Raw genomic sequence first — 19,750 nt, 5'->3', positions numbered from 1 at the left:
GCGTGTGGAAGCCTTTCCAAAGGCGGCGGCATCTACACTTACTCCTTGACGTCCCCGGAACACGAAGCCTACAGTTCGTGTCATGGGGACACTCTCGCTGCCGCCGCAGGCCACGCAGGTCGGCCTGGCCGTGGACGTGGCGGCCTTCGCCATGCACGCGGGGGAGTTGCGCGTGCTGCTCGTTCAGCGGGGGGAACTGCCCCACGCCCGCGACTGGGCGTTACCGGGCGGCTTCGTGGGACCGGGCGAGGCCCTGCACGAGGCGGCCCTGCGCGAGCTGCGCACCGAGACGACCGTGGAACTCGAACCCCGGCACCTGGAGCAGTTCTACACCTTCGGGGAGCCCAGCCGTGACCCGCGCGGGCGGATCGTGTCGGTCGCGCACCTCGCCGTGCTGCCCCACGGCACCGTGCGCGTGACGGGCGGGGGGCACACGCTGGGGGCCGACTGGTTCCCGGCGCACCGTCCGCCGCCCCTCGCCTTCGACCACGCCACGATCCTGGGGCGGGCCCTGGGGCGGCTGCGACTGCGGCTGGAGTACGCCAACCTGGCCCTCGAATTCCTGCCCGACGCCTTCACCCTGCCCGAACTCCAGACGGTGTACGAGGGGGTTCTCGACCGCTCGCTCGACAAGCGCAACTTCCGCAAACGCATCCTGGCGCAGGGCCTCCTCGTCGCCAGCGGGGAGCGGCGCAGCGGAGTGGGGCGGCCCGCGCAGCTCTACCGCCGGGCGAAGGGGGCGAAGGCGGCGGCGCTCTGAGGCGGGTGCCTTGGGACCGGTCGTTCGCAGGGAAAGCAGGGAAAGAAGGTGTGGGGGCGCCCCCATAACCCACGTTCCATGACCTCCAGGCCCGGTAGAATGGGTGGGTTATGGACATGAAGAAGCTGATGAAGCAGATGCAGCAGGCGCAGGCCGCTGCCGCCAAGATTCAGGAGAATCTGGCCGCGCAGACGGTGGAGGGCAGCGCGAGCGGGCTCGTCACGGTCACGATGAACGGACACGGCAAGGTGACGGGGCTCAAGATCGAGCCGGGGGCGGTGGACCCGGGCGACGTGGAGGCCCTAGAAGACCTGCTGCTCGTGGCGCTTCAGGACGCCAGCGCGAAGGCCGACGCCCTCCAGCAGGAGGCGACGCGCGGGCTGGGGATTCCCGGCTTCTGATGGTGGGCCTTTCGCCTTCCGCCTCCCGCCTTGCGCGGGGTGAGGCATGAAATACCCGCCTTCCCTCGTGGCCCTGATCCGGGAGCTCTCGCGCCTGCCGGGCATCGGGCCGAAGAGTGCGCAGCGGCTCGCCTTTCACCTGTTCGAGCAGCCGCGGGAGGACATCGAGCGGCTCGCGGGGGCGCTGCTCTCGGCCAAGCGGGAACTGCACACCTGCCCGGTGTGCTTCAACATCACCGACGCGGAGCTGTGCGACGTGTGCAGCGACGCCGCCCGCGACCAGGCGACGATCTGCGTGGTGGAGGAGCCCGGGGACGTGATCGCCATCGAGCGCAGCGGCGAGTACCGGGGGCTCTACCACGTGCTGCACGGCGTTCTGAGCCCGATGAACGGGGTGGGCCCCGAGAAGCTGCACATCCGCCCGCTGCTGCCGCGGGTGCGTGAGGGCATGGAGGTCATCCTGGCGACGGGCACGACCGTAGAGGGGGACGCGACCGCGCTCTACCTCCAGCGGCTGCTCGAACCGCTCGGCGCCGTGGTGAGCCGCATCGCCTACGGGCTGCCGGTGGGCGGCGCGCTGGAGTACGCCGACGAGGTGACGCTGGGCCGGGCCCTGAGCGGGCGCCAGCGGGTGAGCCAGCCCCCCGCCTTCCCCCCGCGCCGGGACGACGACGTGGACGGGGCCGCTCCCCCCCCGCGGTAGACCGCCACCCCTGTTCCTGAGCGCCCTGCCCCCTCCCCGGCGGGGCGTTTGCTTTTGCCGCGAGTCGGGCTACGGTGGAGGGGTGACACGTGAGCAGAGTCCCCTGCCGCCCGCCCCGCCCGCCGCGTGGCTGGAGCGCGTGACGCTGACGGGCCGGCACATCCTCCTCGTGCCGCTGGGGGAGGAGCACGCCGCAGACCTGCACGCGGGGGCGGACGAGGACACCTACGCCCTGCTGGCGCGGGGCGGGCCGGAGGAGCGCACGGCCCAGGGTTGGGCGGCGTACATCACGCGGCTGAACACCCTGCCGGGCCGGGTGAACTGGGCCGTCCTCGTGGGCGGGCGGGCCGTGGGCCGCATCAGCTACAGCGAGGTCCGGCCCGCCGACCGCTGGGCGGAGATCGGCACCATGCTCGTGCCCGCCGCGCAGGGCACCGCCGCGAACCCGGAGGGCAAGCTCCTCTTGATGACCCGCGCCTTCGAGGTGCTCGGCGCGAACCGGGTCCACTTCAAGGTGGACGCCCGCAACGCCCGCAGCCTGCGCGCGGTGGAAAAGCTCGGCGCGGTGCGCGAAGGGACCCTGCGGCAGTTCCAGGTACGCCCGGGCGGTTACGCCCGCGACAGCGTGATGTTCAGCGTGCTCAGCGGCGAGTGGCCGGGGGTGAAGGCCGGACTCCGGGCGCGGCTGGACGCCTTCGATTCGGCTCGATGAGAGAGCTGTCATCCACGCCGGGCGGGCGCTGATACAGTTTCCGGGATGCGTGCCCCGTTTCCCCGCTCCGCTCGACACGCCGCCCTTCGCCTCGGCCTGCTGGGGGCGCTGTTCGCCTGCCCCGCACAGGCCCTGATCGTGCCGCTGAGCGGCTGGACGCCCGTGAACGGCAACGCGAACGTCTGGACCGACCCGGCGGGCGCATGCCTGCTGCGCGAGGAGCGGCACGGGCAGGCCTTTCCCACCTTCGTGACGCAGGATCAGGCGCTCACCTTCGCCAAACGCCTCCAGACCTCGCTGGGCAAGGGCGACGTGCGCGAGGTCGTGACGCAGCCCGTCGGGCGGGCGGGGGGCTGGGCCGTCCTCGCCGCCTACACCTACGAGGACGCGGGGGTGGCCTACCGGATCAGCCAGCTCTACGTCAGCGACTCGGGCCTGCTGCGCACCGTGACGGGCAGCAGCGCCCAGCACGAGGCGAGCACGTGCGTGAACGAGATGCGCGAGTTCCTGCGGTATCTGGCGAACTGAGGGCGAACCGAGGGCAGAGGAGCGCGGCGGCGGACTTGCTACGCTCTGCCCTATGGCCCGCAGCGTCAACCCCATTCAGGACCGGGCCCGGCGCGCGGCGCTGGAGAAGGCGGCCTACCTCGCCCTGTACGAGCGGGGCTACGCGGGCGTGACCCTCGCCGACATCGCCGGGCACGCGGGGGTCAGCAAGGGCACGCTCGCCTACCACTTCGGCAGCCGGGCCGGATTGCTCGCGGCGGTGATGCGCAGGTTCACCCGCACGATCACGGTCGCCACCCGGCGGGCCCTGCGGCAGGCCGCCACCCCGGACGAGAAGCTGCGCGCCTATGTCGAGAACCAGTTCTACGGGGTGGAGAACACCCGGCGCTTTTACACGGTGTCCCTCGACTTCCTCGCCGCCGCCACCCGCGACCCGGCGCTGATGGCCGTGCAGCGCGACTTCCAGCGCGAGACGCTGGCCCTCGACCTCGAACTCGCGCGGCTGGCGGGCGAGGCGGGCGCCCCCGAGCGGGCCAGGCTCCTGCGCGCTCTCGTCGAGGGGCTGAGCGTGCGCTTCCTCGCCGACCCGGAGCCCGACCTCGCCGCCTACCGGGCCGAGTGCCTGCGGGGCCTGCGCGCCCTGCTGGGGTGGGAGGGTTAGGCCACCGGAAGCCCCACCAGCGCCGCCGAGATCGCCCGCGCCCCCTCGATCAGCCGGGGACCGGGACGACCCAGCCCGCTCTCGGGCACGCACACGACCGGCACGCCGAGTCCACGCGCCTCGATCACCTCGGGCCGCAGCCTCTTCGCCCCGCACCACGAGCACACGATCAGGTCGGGGCGGGCGGCGCGGACCTCCTCCAGGGTGAGGGGGGAGCTGCGGCCCGCCCGGTCGCCGAGGGCGTTCACCGCCCCCAGCGTTTCCAGCAGCCCCGTGACCCACGAGTCGCGCGTCGCCGCGATGATCGGCCTCGGCCACCATTCGACGAGCACGCGCGGCGGGCGGGGAAAAGGCCGGGCGAGGGCGCCCAGCTCCGCCTCCAGCCGGGCGGCGAGGGAGTCTCCCCTCTCCGGCAGGCCGACCGCCGCGCCGATCTCGCGGATGTCGCGCAGGGTATCCTCCACGCTCACGGGATCGAGAACCAGGGTGGGCAGGCCCGCCGCGCGCAATCCGTCCACCACCCGCTCCATGCCGGGCACGCTCAGGCTCGCCAGCACGAGGTCGGGCCGGGCTGAGCACACCGCCCCCACGTCGATGTTCAGGTCGGGGCCCACGCGGACGGCGCCTTCCAGACCCGGCGCGTCGCTGTGGTGATCCACGGCGACCACCCGGCCCGCCACCCCCAGCGCGGCGAGGATGTCCGAGTTGCTGGCGGTCAGGGAGGCGAGGCGCATGGGGGCAGGGTAGCGGTCCCGGGGGGAGGTGAACAGGCGCCGGGGTGACCCGAGGCCGCCCAGGGACGCCGCGCCATCTTTGCCTTGCAGGACACGTTTTCGGGAGGACCGAATGGCCTTTGAACTGTACCCAGCGCGGTCAAACGACCCCTGACCGTGTGGTAGGGTGAGGCGCTATGAAGAACACCTTCGCCGTCACCATGACGCTGCTGCTGGCGCTCACGCTGGGCGGCTCGTTTGCCGGATACCGCATCGCGACCACCCCCCACCACGAGGAGGGGGTGGGGGCCGCCGGGAAGCTCGCCGAGGGGGAGACGCCCGAGGGCGGGGACCCCACCACCGGGAAGGTCGTGAGCGAGGAGGCGCCGTCCCCGCGCGAGGCGGCCACCGGGCCCGCAGGGGCGGGCGGCGCGCTCGGCGACGTGATGCAAGACCAGGCGGGCGGCACCCAGTCGGGCGAGAACGGCGCGCTTCCCGTCGAGGGCAGCGAGTCGAACACCGGCACGCAGACGGGCGAGGCCCAGGAGGGTGACGCGCAAGACGGCGGGGCCGGGGAAGCCGAGGAGGCGAGCCCCGGCGAGGGCGCCGCGACCTCGGCGGCGGGCAACGCCGAGAGCGGCTCGGCGCCCGGGGTCTCCGAGAATCAGGCCCCCGCCGCCGGGGTGAGCCCGGAAGACGGCCAGGGCACCGGGGCCGACGCGCCCTCTCCCAGCGCCGCGCAGAGCGACGAGACCACCCAGCTCGGGCAGACGGGCGCGTCCAACGTCGAACGGGGCATGGCCGCCGACCCGGCGACGAGCGACGCCAAGGCCGCCGAGGTCGCCAACGCGATCACCGGGAACACCGCCGACGGTCAGGCGAAGTTCGTGTCCTCGTGCGCCGGGTGCCACGGTCAGCAGGGCCAAGGCGGCATCGGCCCGAACCTCGTGGCCGACGAGGGCCCCCGCAACTGGCAACTGGCGCAGTTCGAGGCCGCCCTGCGCGAGGGCCACGCGCCGGATCACGAACTCGGCGCCGTGATGCCCCGCTTCACCGAGGAGCAGCTCAGCGACGAGGACGTGCTCAACATCTACACCTACCTGCGCTCGGTGAACTGAGCCCTCCCCCGCCCTCCAGGCCCGCCCCGCCGTGAGGCGGGCCTTATCCTTGGGGGGTGACGCGCGGCCCGCTGCTGACCACCGCCCCCCTGCCCGGGTGGGAGGGCGCGCGGGCCGCCACCCCGGACGCCCTGCCCACCGCCTCCGGCCTCCTCGTGCCCCATGACGGCGGGCCCGTGGCGGACGTGCGGGAGCGGCCCGACCGCTGGGCCCTGCTGACCCTGGTGTCGGGGGCGGTGCGGCGCGGTGTGCCGGTGCTCGCCTGGGGCACGGGCGCGGCGCTCGCCGGGCGGGCGCTGGGGGCGCGGGTCAGGGCGGGTGAGCCCGGAGGCGCGGCCCCTCTCCTCGCCTCCGAGTGGGCCGAGTCTCCCCGGGGTGCCGCCGTGGAGCGGTGGGCAGGCGAGGTTCCGCTGCTGTGGCGGGTGAGCAACGTGACCGCCTGGGCCGGGGTGACGTTGCCGGAAGACGTGCGGGACGCGTTCCTGGCTGGGTTGGGTGGGGCTGCGCCGGGTTCTCCGGGATCGCCCCTGGAGGAGGTCGGCGGGGAGGAGGCGCTGCGGGCCCTGCTCTCCGACTTCTATGCGCGGGCGCGGGCGGACGATCTCCTCGGCCCGGTCTTCGTGGCGCACGTGGAGGACTGGGAGGCCCATCTGGGGCGCGTGACGGCCTTCTGGGTGACGATGCTGGGCGGTGGGGCCGTGTGGCGCGGCAATCTGAACGAGGTCCACGCGGGGCTGGGCCTCCGGGGCCCCCACCTCGCGCGCTGGCTGGCCCTCTTCGGGGACTCGGCGCGGGCGCGTCTCTCCCCGGGGGCGGCGGCCCTCCTGACCTCGCGGGCGGAGGCGATGGGGGCGCGTTTAGGCGCGCGGCGGAACCCTCCTCATGCCGGGGGCGTACCGTAGGGGGTATGTCTCCCCTCAATATCCCCTTCCTGTCCAAGGCCGCCGAGAAGCTCCCCAAGGGGGTGAGCCGCCCGACCTGGGTGATCCTCGACCTGACCGGCCCCTACCCCGCCCGGCAGCCCGCCAACCCCATCCAGGCGCTGCTGAGCCGCGAGGAGACGCTGGAGGCCCTGGGGGCCCGCGTGGAGCGGTTGCGGGACGCCGACTGGCTCCACGGGGTCCTCGTCCGCTTCTCCGAATTCACGGCGCCCCCGGCGACGGCGCACGCGGTGCGGGGCATCCTCTCACGTCTGGCCGGGGACAAGCGGGTGGTCGCCTACCTCCCGCAGCTCACGATGACGGCGCTGATCGCGGCGAGCGGGGCGCGCGAGGTCGTGGCGCCCGAGTCGGCGGACGTGATGGTGCCGGGTTTCGCGGTCGAGCCGACCTTCCTGGGCGCCTTCCTGAAAAAGCACGGCATCGAGTTCGAGAACCTGCGCATCCGCGAGTACAAGGCGGCCCTGACCCGCTTTTCCCAGGAGGCGATGGACGACGCCAACCGCGAGCAGCTCTCGGCCTACCTCGCCGGGCTGGAGACCGCCTGGGCGCGCGACCTCGCCGCCGCGCGGGGGGTGAGCGAGGACGCGGCCCGCGCGTGGCTGAGCGGCGACCTGACGAGCGCCCGCGCCGCCCTGGAGGCGGGCCTGATCACGGGCGTCGCCTACGAGGACGAACTCGTCGGCCCCGGCACCCGGCCCCTGGCGGCGGTGCTCGACCTGCTGATGCCGTCGGGACAGGGGGGCGCGAAGGCGGGGCGGGTCGCCGTCGTCCCGGTGATCGGCGCCATCGTCACGGGCAAGAGCCGCAACAACTCGCTGCCGCTGCCGCTCCTCGGCGGCCCGATGGCGGGGTCGGACACGGTGGTCGCCTCTCTTCGGCGGGCCAAGAAGGACGACAAGACCAAGGCCATCGTCTTGTACGTGGACAGCGGGGGCGGCTCGGCGCTGGCGTCCGACCTGATCTGGCGGGAGGTCGCCACCTCCGAAAAGCCCGTCGTCGCCGTGATGGGCGAGTACGCGGCGAGCGGCGGCTACTACGTCCTCACCCACGCCAAACGGGTGGTTGCCAGCCCCTACACCCTGACGGGCAGCATCGGCGTGGTGAGCGGCAAGCCCGTGCTGCGCGAATTCAACGCGCGCCAGGGCTTCCGGCCCGAGCCCGTGGGGCGTGAGCGGGCCCTGATGTACAGCGCCGCCCGCCCCTACAGCGAGGACGAGCGGGCGCTGATCGAGCGCGGGATTGGGGAGGTCTACGACCGCTTCGTGAGCCGGGTGGCCCAGGGCCGCCACCTCTCCCCCGAGCGCGTGAACGAGATCGGGCGGGGCCGCATCTGGAGCGGCGTGGACGCCCTGAACCTCGGCCTGGTGGATGAGCTGGGCGACCTCCACACCGGGATCGAGCGGGCGCGCGAACTCGCCGGTCTCCCAGAGGACGCTCCCGCCTGGAACGTCACGCCCGCCCGGACGGGTCCCCTCCCCGAGTTCGTCCGCGAGGCCGCCCGCGCCGTCAGCCTGGAGGTCTGGCCCTTCGGGCGCGAGCGGGTGCTGACGTGGCTCGACACCGAGGTGAAGGTGCGGTAAGTGGGGAGTGGTCAGTGGGAAAAGAGGAGGTGGACGCCGCTCTGGCTGCGTCCACCTCCTCCCCTTTTATTCATTTCCCAACCCACTCACCACTTCCCAGCGACCACTCCCCATTCCTCAGCCCGTCGCCTCCTCATACGCCGCGATCTGCCCCCGGATCACGTCCAGGCTCCCCTCCCAGAAGTCCGGCGCGTGGAGGTCGATGCCGAAGCGGGCGGCGAGGGTGCGGGCGTCGGCGAGGCCGGTGCTGGCGAGGAGGTCGTCGTAGCGGGCCTGGAAGTCGGCCTCCCGTCCCTGCACCTTCGCCTGCACGTACTGGGCGTAGAGGCCGAGGCCGAAGAGCAGGCCGAAGGTGTACGGGTAGTTGTAGTAGGCGAGGCTGTAGTAGTGCGGCTTGACGGCCCACATATAGGGGTGGAGGGTCGCCAGCGCGTCCCCGTAGGTCTCCCGCTGCGCCCAGGTCATCAGGTCGCCCAGCTCGCCCGGGGTGAGGTCGCGCTCCGCCCGCTTCTCGAACACCGCCCGCTCGAAGAGGAAGCGCGAGTGGATGTCCACCACGACCTGCGCGTGGCCGAGAAGCTGGGTTTCGAGGACGTAGAGCCGCTCCTCGCCCGTCGCCCGCTCCAGCGCGGCGTTCTGGATGATCGTCTCACAGAAGATGCTCGCCGTCTCCGCGAGGGTCATCGGCGTCTCGCGTTGCAGGGGCGTGCGGACGGACTTGAGCAGGTTGTGGTAGCCGTGCCCGAGTTCGTGGGCGAGGGTCGAAACGCTGTCGAGGCTGGGGTCGTGGTTCATCAGAATGCGGCTGGCGTCCCCCTCCCAGGACATGCAAAACGCCCCGCCGCGCTTGCCCTCGCGCGGGCCCGCGTCGATCCAGTCCTCCCGGAAGGCGCGGGCCGCGAAATCGCCGAGCTTCCCCGAATACGAGCGGAACTGCGCCTCCACGAAGCGCGGGCCCGTCCCGTACGTCCACTCGGTCTCGGAGCGGCCCACCGGGGCGAAAAGGTCCCACCAGTCGAGCTTCCCCTTGCCGAGCGCGCGGGCCTTGGCGGCGAAGTAGCGGCGGAAGTCGGGCAGGGAACGCACGACCGCCCCCTGCATCGCCTCCAGCGTCTCGCGGTCGATGCCGTGCGTGAGCAGGCTGGGCGCCACGGTGTCCGGAAAACCCCGGCGGGCGGCGAGGGTCCCCTCCTCCCCCTTGACCCCGTTCATGGCGGCGGCGAGGACGACCTCGGCGTCCTGCCAGACCACGAGTTCGGCGTCGAAGGCACCTTTGCGCACCCCCTCGTCGGGGTCGGTGGCGAGGGCGCGCAGGGCGGTGACGGGCAACTTCTGCCCCCGGTATTCCCCCGTGGGCTGGCTCGTCACGTTGCCGTGGAGCTTGGCCCAGCCCCCCGCCCCGCTGGGCCGCAGCCGGGCGGCGAGGTCTTCCTCCTGCGGGCTCATCTGGTGGCGGGCGTACTCCACGCTGCGGCGGATCAGGTGCTCGTGCTCGCGGGCCACGTCGGACGCGGCGAGCAGCGCCTCCACGTCCCCCTCGCCCAGCCAGGCGGTCAGGCGCGAGCGCAGGGGGCCGAGCGGCAGGCTCAGGGTGGTGAGGTCGCCCATGCGCTCCTGGGCCAGCGAGTCGCGGCTGTCGGTCGTCACGAAGGCGGCGATGAAACCGCGCAGGCGAGAGACGAGCGCGCCGACCTCGTTGAGCCCGCCGAGCACCCGCTCCACCGCCTCCGGCGTCGCCACGGAGCCGCCCTTGCGCACGCCCAGCTCGTCGAAGGTGGTCTCCAGCGCCGCCACCCGGGCACGCAGCTCCGCGAGGTCGGCGGTGAGGCGGGGGTCGTTCAGGCCCGCGTACAGATCGTCGGTGCGCCAGCGCGGCAGCTCGTCCGCCCGAGGGTGCAGAGTGGTCAGGGGGGGCAGTGTACGACGGGCCCCCGCCGCCTGGACCTCGCCTCAGCCCGCCCGCATCTCCTCGACCCGGACCCCGCCGCGCAGCACCAGCGCCTCCAGCCGCTCGGCCACGTTGACGAGGTGGTCGCCCAGCCGCTCCAGGCTGCGGGCCATCCGTCCGGCGGTGAGGGCGACCTCCGTGTCATCGGGACGCTCCAGCAACCGGGTCACGCTCGCGCGGGTCATCTGCTCGTACAGGGCGTCCACCTCCTCGGCGTCGAGGCGCATCACCTCGCGGGCGGCCTCCACGTCGCGCTCGGCGAAGGCGTAGGCGAGGCGCTCGACCATCGTGACGAGCAGATTCACGAGCGGAAGCACGTCCTGCAAGGTGGCGCTGCGGGTGCGGGGAGCGAGGTGTTCGAGGTCGCGCGCCACCCGCAGGGCGTAGTCTCCGACCCGCTCCAGGTTGGTCAGGCTGCGAAAGACCATCAGGTGGAAGGCGAGTTCCTCCGGCGTGAGCGGCTGCGCGAAGGCGGCGAGGCAGGCGTCTTCGATCTCGCGCTCCAACAGGTCGGTCTCGCGCTCCAGTTCCCCCGCGCGGGCGGCGAGCCCCGCGTACTCCGCCCGCCCGGAGGCGTCCCGCACGGCGTCGAGTTCCTCCAGCGCGATGCTGAGCATCCGCAGGAACCGCGCCGTCAGGTGCGCCGTGCTCGCCTCGCCGTTCGTCATCCCCGGGAGTATGGTAGCCCCTTGTGAGGGCGGGGTCAGGTCCCGTGAGGGCGCAGGCAACCCCCGCGCGGATGGCGGGGGACGCAGGGACCGCGAGGAAACGCTTAGCCGAAGCGCCCGGTCACGTAGGCTTCCGTCCGGTCGTCGCGCGGGGAGGTGAAGACCTGACTCGTCACGCCGTGCTCCACGAGGTCGCCGTTGAGGAAAAATGAGGTCGTGTCCGACACCCGCGCCGCCTGGTGCATGTTGTGGGTCACGATGATGATGGTCGTGACCTTTTTGAGGTCCGTCATCAGGTCCTCGATCTTCGCCGTGCTCGCCGGGTCGAGCGCCGAGGTCGGCTCGTCCATCAGCAGGATTTCGGGCTCGACCGCCAGCGCCCGCGCGATGCACAGCCGCTGCTGTTGACCGCCGGACAGGCCGGTCGCGGGCATCTTCAGGCGGTCTTTGACCTCCTCCCAGAGCGCCGCCCCCCGCAGCGAGCGTTCGGCGACCTCCATCAGCCGCCCCTTGTCGCGCACGCCTGCGAGCTTGAGGCCGCTCAGCACGTTGTCGAGCACGCTCATGGTGGGAAAGGGGTTGGGCTTCTGGAACACCATGCCGACCCGGCGGCGCATGGTCACCGGGTCCACGCCGGGCCCGTACACGTCCTCGCCGTCGAGGGTGATCTGCCCAGTCACGCGCGCCCCGGGCGTCAGGTCGTGCATCCGGTTGATCGCCCGCAGAAAGGTCGTCTTGCCGCAGCCGCTCGGGCCGATCAGGGCGTTCACGGTGCCGCGCTGAACGTCGAGGTGGACGCCCCGCACGGCCTGTTTGTCGCCGTAGTAGATGCTCACGTCTTGCGCGCTGAGAAGGAGGGACATGGGTTCAAGGGCTCCTTGAAGGGTGGGGACTTCGGGCCATCAGCCGTCAGCGTTCAGCAGAAACGAACTCCTGATGCTGACGGCTGAGGCCTCCCTACCGGCGTCGGCTCGCCCAGCGGGCCAGCAGGCTGGTGAGGAAGATCAGGGTGATGAGGAGGAGCGCACCGGCCTTGGCGAGGCGCTGGTTCTCGTCGTAGGCGCTCGTGGCGCCCCGGTAGATTTCCAGGGGCAGCGCGCTCATCGGTTTGGTGGGGTCGAGGTTGACGCTGACGTTGCCGAAGGCGGTGAACAGCAGCGGTGCGGCCTCCCCGGCGACGCGGGCCAGGGCCAGCATCACGCCCGTGACGATCCCCCCGGCGGCGGCGGGCAGCACGATTCGCAGGATGACGAGCCACTGGGGCAACCCCAGCGCCAGCCCGGCTTCCCGCACGGTGAGGGGCACGAGCTTGAGCACCTCCTCGGTCGTCCGCACGACGATGGGAATCATCAGGAAGCCCAGGGCCAGCGCCCCGGCAATCCCCGAGAAACCGAAGGCGAGCACGATCAATCCGTAGGCGACCAGCCCCATCACGATGGCGGGAATCCCGGCGAGCACGTCGCTGAGCATCCGGATGGTCGGCATCAGCGGGTGACGCGGGTACTCGGCGAGGAAGATGCCCCCCGCCACGCCGACCCCCACACCGATCACGCTCGCCATCGCCAGCATCATCAGGCTGCCGGTGATCGCGTTCAGGAGGCCGCCTCCTGCCTCGCCCTCCGGCGCGGGCGTGCGGGTGAAGAACGCCAGGTTCATCGCCCCCAGCCCCTCGCGCAGCAGGTACACGAAGATCAGGATCAGGGGCGCCACGACAATCACCGTGGCGAGCAGGATCAGGGCGCCCATCAGGAGGTTCTTCACCCGCCGGGCCGGGCTGAGCCGGGCGCGGGGACGGGCGGGGGTCGCCGTCGCGGCCCGCATCACTGGATGCCCTTGGGCGTCAGGCGCGCGATGATGAGGCGGGCGGCGAAGTTCACGACCACGCTCAGGAAGAAGAGGGTCAATCCCAGCGCCACCACGCTCGAACGGTGCAGCCGCTCCTGCGCGTCGCCGAACTGGTTGGCGATCACGGAGGCCATCGTGCTCGCGCCGCCCCACAGGCTCCTGATGACCTCCTGGCTGTCCCCGATCACCATCGCCACCGCCAGCGTCTCACCCAGCGCCCGGCCCAGCGCGAGGATCACGCCGCCCAGAATCCCGGCGCGGGCGTAGGGCAAGATGGCGCGCGAGATGACCTCCCATTTCGTCGCCCCGAGCGCGTACATCGCCTCCCGCTGATCGGCGGGGACGAGCCGGATCACGTCGCGCGCCACGCTGGCGGTGTACGGCAAGATCATCACGGTCAGGATGATGATGGCGAGCGCCAGCCCGCGTCCCCCCGCACCCGGCGGCACGAAGAAGCACTGGAGGGTCGTCTGGCCCTGCGCCCACAGCTCGTTGCAGCGGGTGATCGTGGGCAGGTTCGCCGGGTCGAGGAAGTAGGCGGTCTGCCAGCGGCCCAGGACCGGCGCGATGACGAAGAGCGCCCACAGCCCGTACACCACGCTGGGCACGGCGGCGAGCAGCTCGATCAGGTAGCCCACGGGCTGCGCCAGCCACTTCGGCGCGTACTCGGCCACGAACAGGGCGCTGGCCACCGCCAGGGGAACGCTGATGGCGAGGGCCGCGAGGCTGGTGACGAGCGTGCCGACGATCATGCTGACGGCACCAAAGGCCCCCTCGACCGGGTTCCAGGTGCGCTCGGTGAAAAAGCGCCACCCGAAGGTCTGGAGGGCGGGCCACGACTCCCGGGCAAGCTGGTAGACGCTGAGCACGAAGACGAGCGCGATGACGGAGGCGAGCGCCAGGATCAATCCCCGGAACACGCGGTCGCCCCCGCTGGAGAGGGCGGCGCTCCGGGCCGGGCGGACGGATGGTCGGCGGGCAGATTCACTCATGGTGGGGTTGACCTCGCGCAGGCGGGCGAGCCTCAGTTCACACGCCGGGTGTCAGCCCGAGGTCAGGCGGCCAGGAGCCGGGCGGGCGCCCTCAAGGGCATGGGCGGCCCCACCCTCCGGGCCGCCCGCGTGGAGGTCTTGCGTTCAGAGCTTTTTGCCGCCGTAGGTCATCGAGTTCAGGAGGCCCCTGACCTTGCTCGACACGTTGGCGGGCAGCCGCGCGTAGTCGAGCGCCTCGTTGTACTGCTGCCCGGTGGTCGTCATCCAGCCGAGCAGGTTCTTGAGCGCCCGGCCCTGCGCCTCGCTGCGGTTGCCGTACTTCTGGTCCTGGTAGAAGATCACGTAGGTGAAGCTGGTGATGGGATAGGCCGCCGCGTTCGCGCTGTTCGTCAGGCTCACGCGGGTGTCCGCCGGGATCACCACGCCCTGCGCGGCGGCGGCGGCTGGACCGTTGTCGGCGAGCACAAAATTTCCGGCGCGGTTTTGCACGCTGCCGTACGGGAGCTTGTTCTGCTTGGCGTACACCAGTTCGACGTACCCGATGGCGCCCGGCGTGCTCTTGACCACGCCCGCCACCCCGTCGTTCCCGCGCGCCCCGGTGCCCACCGGCCACTGAAGGGAGTTGCCCACGCCGACCTTGCTCTTCCACTCAGGGCTGACCTTGCCGAGGTAATCCGAGAACACGTACGTCGTGCCCGAGCCGTCGCTGCGCCGCGCCACGGTGACGGGCAGGGGCGGGATGGTCACGCCGGGGTTGAGCGCCGTGATGGCCCTGTCGTTCCAGGTCCTGATCTTGCCGAGGTAGATGTCGGCCAGGACCCGCCCCGTGAACCTCAGCGGCTGGGTCACGCCGGGAACGTTGTAGGCGGGCACGACCGCGCCGATGGCGGTGGGGATATGGAGAAGTTTGGCTGGCGCGGCCCTCATCGCCTCGTCGCTCATGGGGTTGTCCGAGCCCGCGAAGTCCACGGTGCGCTCGACGATCTGCTTTTGCCCCGCTCCGCTGCCGACCGACTGGTAGTTGACGGTGACGCCGGTGGTTTCCCTGTACTCGGCGAACATCTTGGAGTACAGCGGATAGGGGAAGCTCGCGCCCGCGCCCGTGAGGGCGGTCTGCGCGGCGGCACTTCCGGTCGTCACCAGGGCGAGGCCCAGGAGGAAAGTCTTCATGCCGCCAGTGTCGGGGGGGACTGTCAGGCGGGCGTCACTGGCGTGTCAGCGGACGGTCATGGTTCACCACAGGAACAGGGGCAGCGAGGTCTCCCCCACCGTCCCTCACCTTCTGCTTTCTCCCTGGCGCCTCAGTCCGCCGCGTCTCCCTGCGCGTATTGCAACCTGTGGAGTCGCGCGTAGTACCCGCCCCGGGCGAGCAATTCGCGGTGACTTCCCTGTTCCACGATCTTGCCCCGGCGCATCACGACGATGCGGTCGCAGTGCTCGATGGTCGATAAGCGGTGGGCGATGATGATGCTCGTGCGGCCCAGCATCACCTTCTGGAGGGCCTGCTGGATGCGCAGCTCGGCCTCGGTGTCCACGTTCGCGGTCGCCTCGTCGAGCACGAGCAGGATGTCGGGGTTCTGGATCAGCGCCCGCGCGAAGGCGAGGAGCTGCTTTTGCCCGGTCGAGAGGGTCGCGCCGCGCTCGCGGACCTCGGTGTCGTACCCTTCCGGCAACGAGACGATGTAGTCGTGCACGCCGACGTACTTGCACGCCTCCACCACCCGCCCGTGGGGAATGTCGGCGTTGCCCAGCGTCAGGTTGCTCTCGATGGTCCCCGCGAAGAGAAACACGTCCTGCAAGACGACGCCGACGTGCTTGCGCAGGTCGTGCTGCGCGAGGCCCCGCACGTCGGTCCCGTCCACCTTCACCGCCCCGCGCTGCACGTCGTAGAAGCGGCTCACGAGGGCCGTCACGCTCGTCTTGCCCGCGCCCGTCGCGCCGACGAGGGCCACGCTCTCGCCGGGCTGGATGTGGAGGTCGATGCCGCGCAGAATCCAGCGGTCGTCGCTGTCGGGCGTGTCCCTCGTGACCGCCTGGTCGTAGGCGAACCACACGCCCTCGAAGGCCACCCGGCCCTCGAAGTTCCCCAGCCTCTTCGCGTCCGGCTGGTCGGTGATCTCCTCTTCCGTGTCGAGGACCCCGAAAATGCGCTCGCTGCTCGCCATCGCCGCCTGGAGGTTGTTGAACACGTCCGCGAGGTCCTGGATAGGCTGGAAGAGTTGCTGCGTCCACTGCACGAAGGCGAAGAGGGTGCCCACCGTAACCGCGCCCGCCACCGCCCCGCCCAGAGTCTCGGCCCCCAGAATCTGCCGCGCCGCGAAGTACAGCACGAGCGCGACGGCGACCTGCCCCAGCACCGCGACCGTCGGCATGAACAGCGAAAACCACCGCACGCTGTTCACGTTCGCGGTCAGCAGCGCCCGGTTCGCGTGATCGAAGTCGAGGGCGGTCCTCGCCTCCCGCCCGAAGAGCTGGACCGTCAGCATCCCGGTAATGTTCTCATTCAGGCGGGTGTTCACGAAGGCCTGCTGGGCGCGGGTGGCACGGAAGGCGTCGCGCAGCCGGGTGCGGAAGAAGTTGGTGGCGAAGTACAGCACCGGCAGCACCGCGAAGGAGATCAGCGCGAGCTGCCAGTTCACCCGCAGCATGATCACCACGTACGCCGTGATCAGGAAGGCACTCTGGATCAGGCTGACGAGCCCGCCCGTGATGAACTGGTTGATCGCGTCCACGTCGCTCGTCACGCGGGTGATCAGCCGCCCGACCGGATTCTGGTCGAAGTAGGCGAGGTGCAGCCGCTGGAGCTTGCCGAACACGTCCGCCCGGATGTCGCGCAGCACGTTCTGCCCGAGATACCCGATGGCGAGCGTGAAGCCGTACTGGAGGACGAACTCCACCACCTTGAGGGCCATGTACCCCAGGGCGGCGAGCGTGAGGCCCCGGTAGAGCGCGTCCGCGTTGACGGTGCGGTCCCGCTCGAAGGGCAGCAGGTAGGCGTCGATGGCGTGGCGCTGGATCAGGCCGAAGAGGGGCTGCGCGACGGCGATCAGGAGGGCGAGCACGACGCCGAGGACCACCAGCCCCACGTAGGGCCTCAGGTACACGAAGATGCGGCGGGTGAGCCGCGCGTCGAAGCCCTTCTGGGTCACGTCGAGGGTGTCGGGCTGGGTCACTTCACGGCCTCCTGCGGCTGGCGTTCGAGGTCGGCGGCGGCCACCTCCGGGTCACGGATAGGTTGGTCTTCGGCGTCGAGGTCGGAGGCGAGGCGCTGGAGGCGTTCGAGTTCGGCGTAGTGGCCGCCCCGGGCGAGGAGGTCGTCGTGCGTGCCCTGCTCGACGACCCGGCCCTCGTCGAGCACCACGATCTGGTCCGCGTGCCGCAGGGTGCTCACCCGGTGCCCGATCAGGAGGACGGTGCGCCCCCGGCTGACCTCCCGCAGCCCGTCGAGGATGCGCCGCTCGGTCTCGGTGTCCACCGCCGAGAGGCTGTCGTCGAGGATCAGGATGCGGGGCTCGCGCACGATGGCGCGGGCGATAGCCGTGCGCTGGCGCTGCCCGCCGCTGAGGGTCACGCCGCGCTCGCCGAGCATCGTGTCGTACCCCTGCGGGAAGCCCTCCACGTCCCCGGCCAGACCGGCGAGCCGCGCCGCCTCCCGCACCCGGTCCAGGTCGGGCTGCTGGGGCAGTTCGGGGGGCGGCGGGGTCGTCACCACGCTCACGCCGGTCGGGATGGCCGGCAGGTCACGTCCCTCCAGCCCGAAGCCGATGTTGTTGGCGATGGTGTCGCTGAAGAGGAAGGGTTCTTGCGGCACGACCGCGATGTTCTCGCGCAGGGTGCGCAGCGGAATCGTCCGCACGTCGTGCCCGTCGAGGCGCACCACCCCGTCCGCGGGGTCCATGCTGCGGGTGATCAGCCCCGCGAGGACCGTCTTGCCGCTTCCGGTTGGCCCGGTGATCCCCACGAAGGTCCCGGCGGGGATGTGCAGGTTCACCCGGTCGAGGACCGTGCGGTCGCCGTAGCGCAGCGACACGTTCTCGAAGCCCACGTCGCCGCGCAGGGTGCGGATGCCCGTCTCGGTGCGGCCCCGCTCGTCGTACACCTTGGGCCGGGCTTCCAACAGTTCACGCAGCCGCAGCCAGGAGGCCAGCCCGCGCTGGGTCACGCCGGTGATCCACCCCACCATCAGCATGGGCCACGTCAGCCGCTCCAGCGTGCCCACGAACTGCACGAACATGCCGACCGTAAAGCTCCCGCCCTCCGCCGGACTCAGGATCAGCCGCCCGCCGACGAGCAGGATCAGCGCGAAGGCGAAGCCGATCAGCAGGCTCATGAAGGCGCGCAGGGGGCCGTCCACCTTCGCCAGGGAGATGTTGCGCCGCAGGAGTTCGAGGTTCATCGCCCGGTAGTCGGCGACCTCGCGGTCCTCGATGGCGTAGCCCTTCACGACGCGCGCGCCGCTGAAGTTCTCCTGCGCCTTGGCAGCGATCAGGCTGTTCTGCTCCTGCACGAGGGTGTGGCGTTTGTTGATCTGCCGGGCGAGGTAAAAGAGGATGCCCACGATGACCGGCAGCACGGCCAGGACGATCAAGGTGAGCTGCCAGCTCAGGCCGAACATCACGGCGAAGGCGGTGGCGAAGCCCGAGACGATATTCACGATCTGCCACGCGCCGAAGCCCAGCATCTCGCGCACGGCGCTGAGGTCCCCGGTCAAGCGATTCATCAGGTCGCCCGTGCGCGCCCGGTCGTAATACGCCTTGTCGAGGGTCTGGAGGTTCCCGTAGATGTCCCGGCGAATCTCGTACTCCGTCTGCCGTGAGGCGACCACGATCTGCCGCCGCATGACGAGCATCAGCGCCCCGGCGGTGGCCGCCGCGAGCACGATGCCGAGCGCGTAAAGCCCGACCTGCCCGAGCGTCACCCCCGCCGTGCCGGGACTGGCGTCCGTCGCGCCCGTCAGGCCGTCGATGGTCAGGCGGATGAAGTAGTAAGGCAGGAGGTTCACGGCGTTGGCGACGATCACGGCGAGCAGTCCGATCACGTACTGCCGCGTGTGGAGCCGCAGGTACGGCCAGAGGGTTCGGAGACTGTCCAAGACTTCACCTCAGCGAGGGGGACGGGGGGGCAGGCGGCGGGCAGGGAAAGCCACACGGTCCAGGGCCACGAAAGGGCCCGAAAGACCGCCAGTCTACGCCGCCTGACAGACCCGCGAATGCGCGCAATGGCGGAGTCGAGGCCCTGGTCAGGCAGGGCAAACGTTAATCCTGGCGTGGGGCGCCCCTCCGCCTCCTGGCCGGGCTCGTGTTGACACCCCCGGGGGCCGATGCTACTATCCACAGCCGGAAGTGCGCGCTCAGGCGTGCCGCTTCCGTGCTCAGGGACCTGCTCCGCGTGTTCCGGCGTCAGGAAGGGTGCCACTCTAGCTCAACTGGTAGAGCACCCGACTTGTAATCGGAAGGTTGGGAGTTCGATTCTCCTGAGTGGCTCCACACTGCTTCCGGGATCTGGGCTCCACGCATCCGGGCGAAGGACAATTCGGGTAGGTGGCCGAGTGGTTAAAGGCGACAGACTGTAAATCTGTTCACGTACGTGTACGGCGGTTCGAATCCGCCCCTGCCCACCACACGCGGGAATAGCTCAGTTGGTAGAGCGTCAGCTTCCCAAGCTGAATGTCGCGAGTTCGAGTCTCGTTTCCCGCTTTTCCCGCTCTTGTAGCTCAGTGGTAGAGCACTCCCTTGGTAAGGGAGAGGTCGTCGGTTCAATCCCGACCAAGAGCTCCAGCCCAGAACGTGGCCCGCTTCCCCGGCAGGCCACGTTTTTCCTTAGGCCCCTGGGGGCGTGGTCCACTGGGAAAGCCCGGGGGCATCGTCTGAGTCGCACAGTCGGACCCGCCCAGCCTTGTATGCTGTTCAGGCCCGTCCCGCAGCCGGGACATCAGCTTTCAGGAGGATTCGAGTATGGCAAAAGGAACGTTTGAGCGGACGAAGCCCCACGTGAACGTGGGGACCATCGGGCACGTCGACCACGGCAAGACCACGCTGACCGCGGCGATCACCTTCACGGCGGCAGCGGCGGACCCGACGGTCGAGAAGCTGGCCTACGACCAGATCGACAAGGCCCCCGAAGAAAAGGCCCGCGGCATCACCATCAACACCGCCCACGTCGAGTACAACACCCCCACCCGCCACTACTCCCACGTCGACT

The 19,750-nt window shown here is 70.9% G+C and carries 19 protein-coding genes and 4 tRNA genes; 14 read left to right on the top strand and 9 right to left on the bottom strand.

Annotation, left to right across the window (positions count from 1 at the left end; translation table 11 throughout):
- Positions 1 to 82 precede the first annotated feature (82 nt).
- The 6 genes from A7B18_RS17980 (at position 83) to A7B18_RS17955 (ending at position 3,744) form a co-directional block, all read left to right on the top strand.
- On the top strand, positions 83 to 760 hold the full coding sequence (locus tag A7B18_RS17980) for an NUDIX hydrolase (protein WP_102128073.1): 678 nt from the start codon (positions 83 to 85) through the stop codon (positions 758 to 760).
- A 110-nt stretch (positions 761 to 870) separates the two neighbouring features.
- The gene (locus tag A7B18_RS17975; protein ID WP_102128072.1) at positions 871 to 1,161 is read left to right on the top strand and encodes a YbaB/EbfC family nucleoid-associated protein; all 291 of its coding nucleotides are present in this window, start codon (positions 871 to 873) and stop codon (positions 1,159 to 1,161) included.
- Positions 1,162 to 1,207: 46 nt separating this feature from the next.
- Positions 1,208 to 1,864 carry a recombination mediator RecR gene (recR, locus tag A7B18_RS17970; protein WP_102128071.1) on the top strand — a complete coding sequence of 219 codons (657 nt, stop codon included), beginning with the start codon at positions 1,208 to 1,210 and terminating at the stop codon, positions 1,862 to 1,864.
- Between the two features lie 82 nt (positions 1,865 to 1,946).
- Positions 1,947 to 2,576, top strand: coding sequence for a GNAT family N-acetyltransferase (locus A7B18_RS17965; protein WP_245872952.1), 630 nt, complete (start codon positions 1,947 to 1,949; stop codon positions 2,574 to 2,576).
- 45 nt (positions 2,577 to 2,621) lie between these two features.
- Entirely contained in the window at positions 2,622 to 3,104 is a 483-nt protein-coding gene (locus A7B18_RS17960; RefSeq protein ID WP_245872951.1) for a hypothetical protein, read from the top strand.
- 52 nt (positions 3,105 to 3,156) lie between these two features.
- Positions 3,157 to 3,744 (top strand): TetR family transcriptional regulator C-terminal domain-containing protein, encoded by a 588-nt coding sequence (locus A7B18_RS17955; RefSeq protein WP_102128070.1) that lies wholly within the window; start codon positions 3,157 to 3,159, stop codon positions 3,742 to 3,744.
- Here A7B18_RS17955 and A7B18_RS17950 read toward each other — a convergent pair.
- The gene (locus A7B18_RS17950) at positions 3,741 to 4,478 is read right to left on the bottom strand and encodes a helical backbone metal receptor (protein WP_102128069.1); all 738 of its coding nucleotides are present in this window, start codon (positions 4,476 to 4,478) and stop codon (positions 3,741 to 3,743) included. The genes A7B18_RS17955 and A7B18_RS17950 overlap by 4 nt on opposite strands.
- A gap of 176 nt (positions 4,479 to 4,654) precedes the next feature.
- Here A7B18_RS17950 and A7B18_RS17945 point away from each other — a divergent pair, with 176 nt between their 5' ends.
- The 3 genes from A7B18_RS17945 to A7B18_RS17935 are packed head-to-tail and all read left to right on the top strand — an operon-like array spanning position 4,655 to position 8,096.
- Positions 4,655 to 5,575 carry a c-type cytochrome gene (locus A7B18_RS17945; RefSeq protein WP_102128068.1) on the top strand — a complete coding sequence of 307 codons (921 nt, stop codon included), beginning with the start codon at positions 4,655 to 4,657 and terminating at the stop codon, positions 5,573 to 5,575.
- A gap of 56 nt (positions 5,576 to 5,631) precedes the next feature.
- Positions 5,632 to 6,477 carry a group III truncated hemoglobin gene (locus A7B18_RS17940; RefSeq protein ID WP_102128067.1) on the top strand — a complete coding sequence of 282 codons (846 nt, stop codon included), beginning with the start codon at positions 5,632 to 5,634 and terminating at the stop codon, positions 6,475 to 6,477.
- Positions 6,478 to 6,482: 5 nt separating this feature from the next.
- The gene (locus tag A7B18_RS17935) at positions 6,483 to 8,096 is read left to right on the top strand and encodes a S49 family peptidase (RefSeq protein WP_102128066.1); all 1,614 of its coding nucleotides are present in this window, start codon (positions 6,483 to 6,485) and stop codon (positions 8,094 to 8,096) included.
- Positions 8,097 to 8,213: 117 nt separating this feature from the next.
- On the opposite strand, the gene A7B18_RS17930 is transcribed toward A7B18_RS17935, so the two are convergent.
- The 8 genes from A7B18_RS17930 to A7B18_RS17895 form a co-directional block, all read right to left on the bottom strand.
- A complete protein-coding gene (locus A7B18_RS17930) occupies positions 8,214 to 9,974 on the bottom strand; it encodes a M3 family oligoendopeptidase (RefSeq protein ID WP_180970226.1) in 1,761 nt (586 codons plus the stop codon).
- 72 nt (positions 9,975 to 10,046) lie between these two features.
- Positions 10,047 to 10,712 carry a phosphate signaling complex PhoU family protein gene (locus A7B18_RS17925; protein ID WP_102128065.1) on the bottom strand — a complete coding sequence of 222 codons (666 nt, stop codon included), beginning with the start codon at positions 10,710 to 10,712 and terminating at the stop codon, positions 10,047 to 10,049.
- A gap of 104 nt (positions 10,713 to 10,816) precedes the next feature.
- Positions 10,817 to 11,575 (bottom strand): phosphate ABC transporter ATP-binding protein PstB, encoded by a 759-nt coding sequence (gene pstB, locus A7B18_RS17920; protein WP_102128064.1) that lies wholly within the window; start codon positions 11,573 to 11,575, stop codon positions 10,817 to 10,819.
- A gap of 94 nt (positions 11,576 to 11,669) precedes the next feature.
- Positions 11,670 to 12,533 carry a phosphate ABC transporter permease PstA gene (gene pstA / locus A7B18_RS17915; RefSeq protein WP_102128063.1) on the bottom strand — a complete coding sequence of 288 codons (864 nt, stop codon included), beginning with the start codon at positions 12,531 to 12,533 and terminating at the stop codon, positions 11,670 to 11,672.
- Positions 12,533 to 13,549, bottom strand: a complete 1,017-nt coding sequence (gene pstC / locus A7B18_RS17910) for a phosphate ABC transporter permease subunit PstC (protein ID WP_102128062.1) — start codon at positions 13,547 to 13,549, stop codon at positions 12,533 to 12,535. The genes pstA and pstC overlap by 1 nt, the downstream gene beginning before the upstream one ends.
- A gap of 144 nt (positions 13,550 to 13,693) precedes the next feature.
- Positions 13,694 to 14,719 (bottom strand): phosphate ABC transporter substrate-binding protein PstS, encoded by a 1,026-nt coding sequence (gene pstS, locus A7B18_RS17905; protein WP_102128061.1) that lies wholly within the window; start codon positions 14,717 to 14,719, stop codon positions 13,694 to 13,696.
- Positions 14,720 to 14,850: 131 nt separating this feature from the next.
- On the bottom strand, positions 14,851 to 16,722 hold the full coding sequence (locus tag A7B18_RS17900; protein ID WP_102128060.1) for an ABC transporter ATP-binding protein: 1,872 nt from the start codon (positions 16,720 to 16,722) through the stop codon (positions 14,851 to 14,853).
- Complete coding sequence (locus tag A7B18_RS17895) at positions 16,719 to 18,641, bottom strand: ABC transporter ATP-binding protein (RefSeq protein WP_102128059.1); 1,923 nt, start codon at positions 18,639 to 18,641, stop codon at positions 16,719 to 16,721. Before A7B18_RS17895 ends, A7B18_RS17900 begins: the two co-directional genes overlap by 4 nt.
- A gap of 318 nt (positions 18,642 to 18,959) precedes the next feature.
- Here A7B18_RS17895 and A7B18_RS17890 point away from each other — a divergent pair.
- The 5 genes from A7B18_RS17890 to A7B18_RS17870 all read left to right on the top strand — a co-directional run.
- Positions 18,960 to 19,035, top strand: a tRNA-Thr gene (locus tag A7B18_RS17890).
- 48 nt (positions 19,036 to 19,083) lie between these two features.
- A tRNA-Tyr gene (locus tag A7B18_RS17885) sits at positions 19,084 to 19,169 on the top strand.
- A gap of 3 nt (positions 19,170 to 19,172) precedes the next feature.
- Positions 19,173 to 19,245, top strand: a tRNA-Gly gene (locus tag A7B18_RS17880).
- Positions 19,246 to 19,251: 6 nt separating this feature from the next.
- A tRNA-Thr gene (locus tag A7B18_RS17875) sits at positions 19,252 to 19,326 on the top strand.
- Between the two features lie 177 nt (positions 19,327 to 19,503).
- A partial coding sequence (locus A7B18_RS17870) for a GTP-binding protein (protein WP_245872813.1) occupies positions 19,504 to 19,750 on the top strand: 247 nt, incomplete at its 3' end.

It is taken from the genome of Deinococcus planocerae, from assembly GCF_002869765.1.
Lineage (GTDB): Bacteria > Deinococcota > Deinococci > Deinococcales > Deinococcaceae > Deinococcus > Deinococcus planocerae.
The sequence above is the reverse complement of the archived record's forward strand: the minus strand, read 5'-3'. Positions and strand labels throughout refer to the sequence as shown.

What these genes read in the sequence shown, in the direction of transcription:
- pstC (WP_102128062.1), bottom strand. Translation starts at nt 13,549, where the DNA reads ATGAGTGAATCTGCCCGCCGACCATCCGTCCGCCCGGCCCGGAGCGCC.
- pstB (WP_102128064.1), bottom strand. Translation starts at nt 11,575, where the DNA reads ATGTCCCTCCTTCTCAGCGCGCAAGACGTGAGCATCTACTACGGCGAC.
- A7B18_RS17980 (WP_102128073.1), top strand. Translation starts at nt 83, where the DNA reads ATGGGGACACTCTCGCTGCCGCCGCAGGCCACGCAGGTCGGCCTGGCC.
- A7B18_RS17955 (WP_102128070.1), top strand. Translation starts at nt 3,157, where the DNA reads ATGGCCCGCAGCGTCAACCCCATTCAGGACCGGGCCCGGCGCGCGGCG.
- A7B18_RS17935 (WP_102128066.1), top strand. Translation starts at nt 6,483, where the DNA reads ATGTCTCCCCTCAATATCCCCTTCCTGTCCAAGGCCGCCGAGAAGCTC.
- pstS (WP_102128061.1), bottom strand. Translation starts at nt 14,719, where the DNA reads ATGAAGACTTTCCTCCTGGGCCTCGCCCTGGTGACGACCGGAAGTGCC.
- A7B18_RS17960 (WP_245872951.1), top strand. Translation starts at nt 2,622, where the DNA reads ATGCGTGCCCCGTTTCCCCGCTCCGCTCGACACGCCGCCCTTCGCCTC.
- recR (WP_102128071.1), top strand. Translation starts at nt 1,208, where the DNA reads ATGAAATACCCGCCTTCCCTCGTGGCCCTGATCCGGGAGCTCTCGCGC.
- A7B18_RS17945 (WP_102128068.1), top strand. Translation starts at nt 4,655, where the DNA reads ATGAAGAACACCTTCGCCGTCACCATGACGCTGCTGCTGGCGCTCACG.
- A7B18_RS17925 (WP_102128065.1), bottom strand. Translation starts at nt 10,712, where the DNA reads ATGACGAACGGCGAGGCGAGCACGGCGCACCTGACGGCGCGGTTCCTG.
- A7B18_RS17950 (WP_102128069.1), bottom strand. Translation starts at nt 4,478, where the DNA reads ATGCGCCTCGCCTCCCTGACCGCCAGCAACTCGGACATCCTCGCCGCG.
- pstA (WP_102128063.1), bottom strand. Translation starts at nt 12,533, where the DNA reads ATGCGGGCCGCGACGGCGACCCCCGCCCGTCCCCGCGCCCGGCTCAGC.
- A7B18_RS17975 (WP_102128072.1), top strand. Translation starts at nt 871, where the DNA reads ATGGACATGAAGAAGCTGATGAAGCAGATGCAGCAGGCGCAGGCCGCT.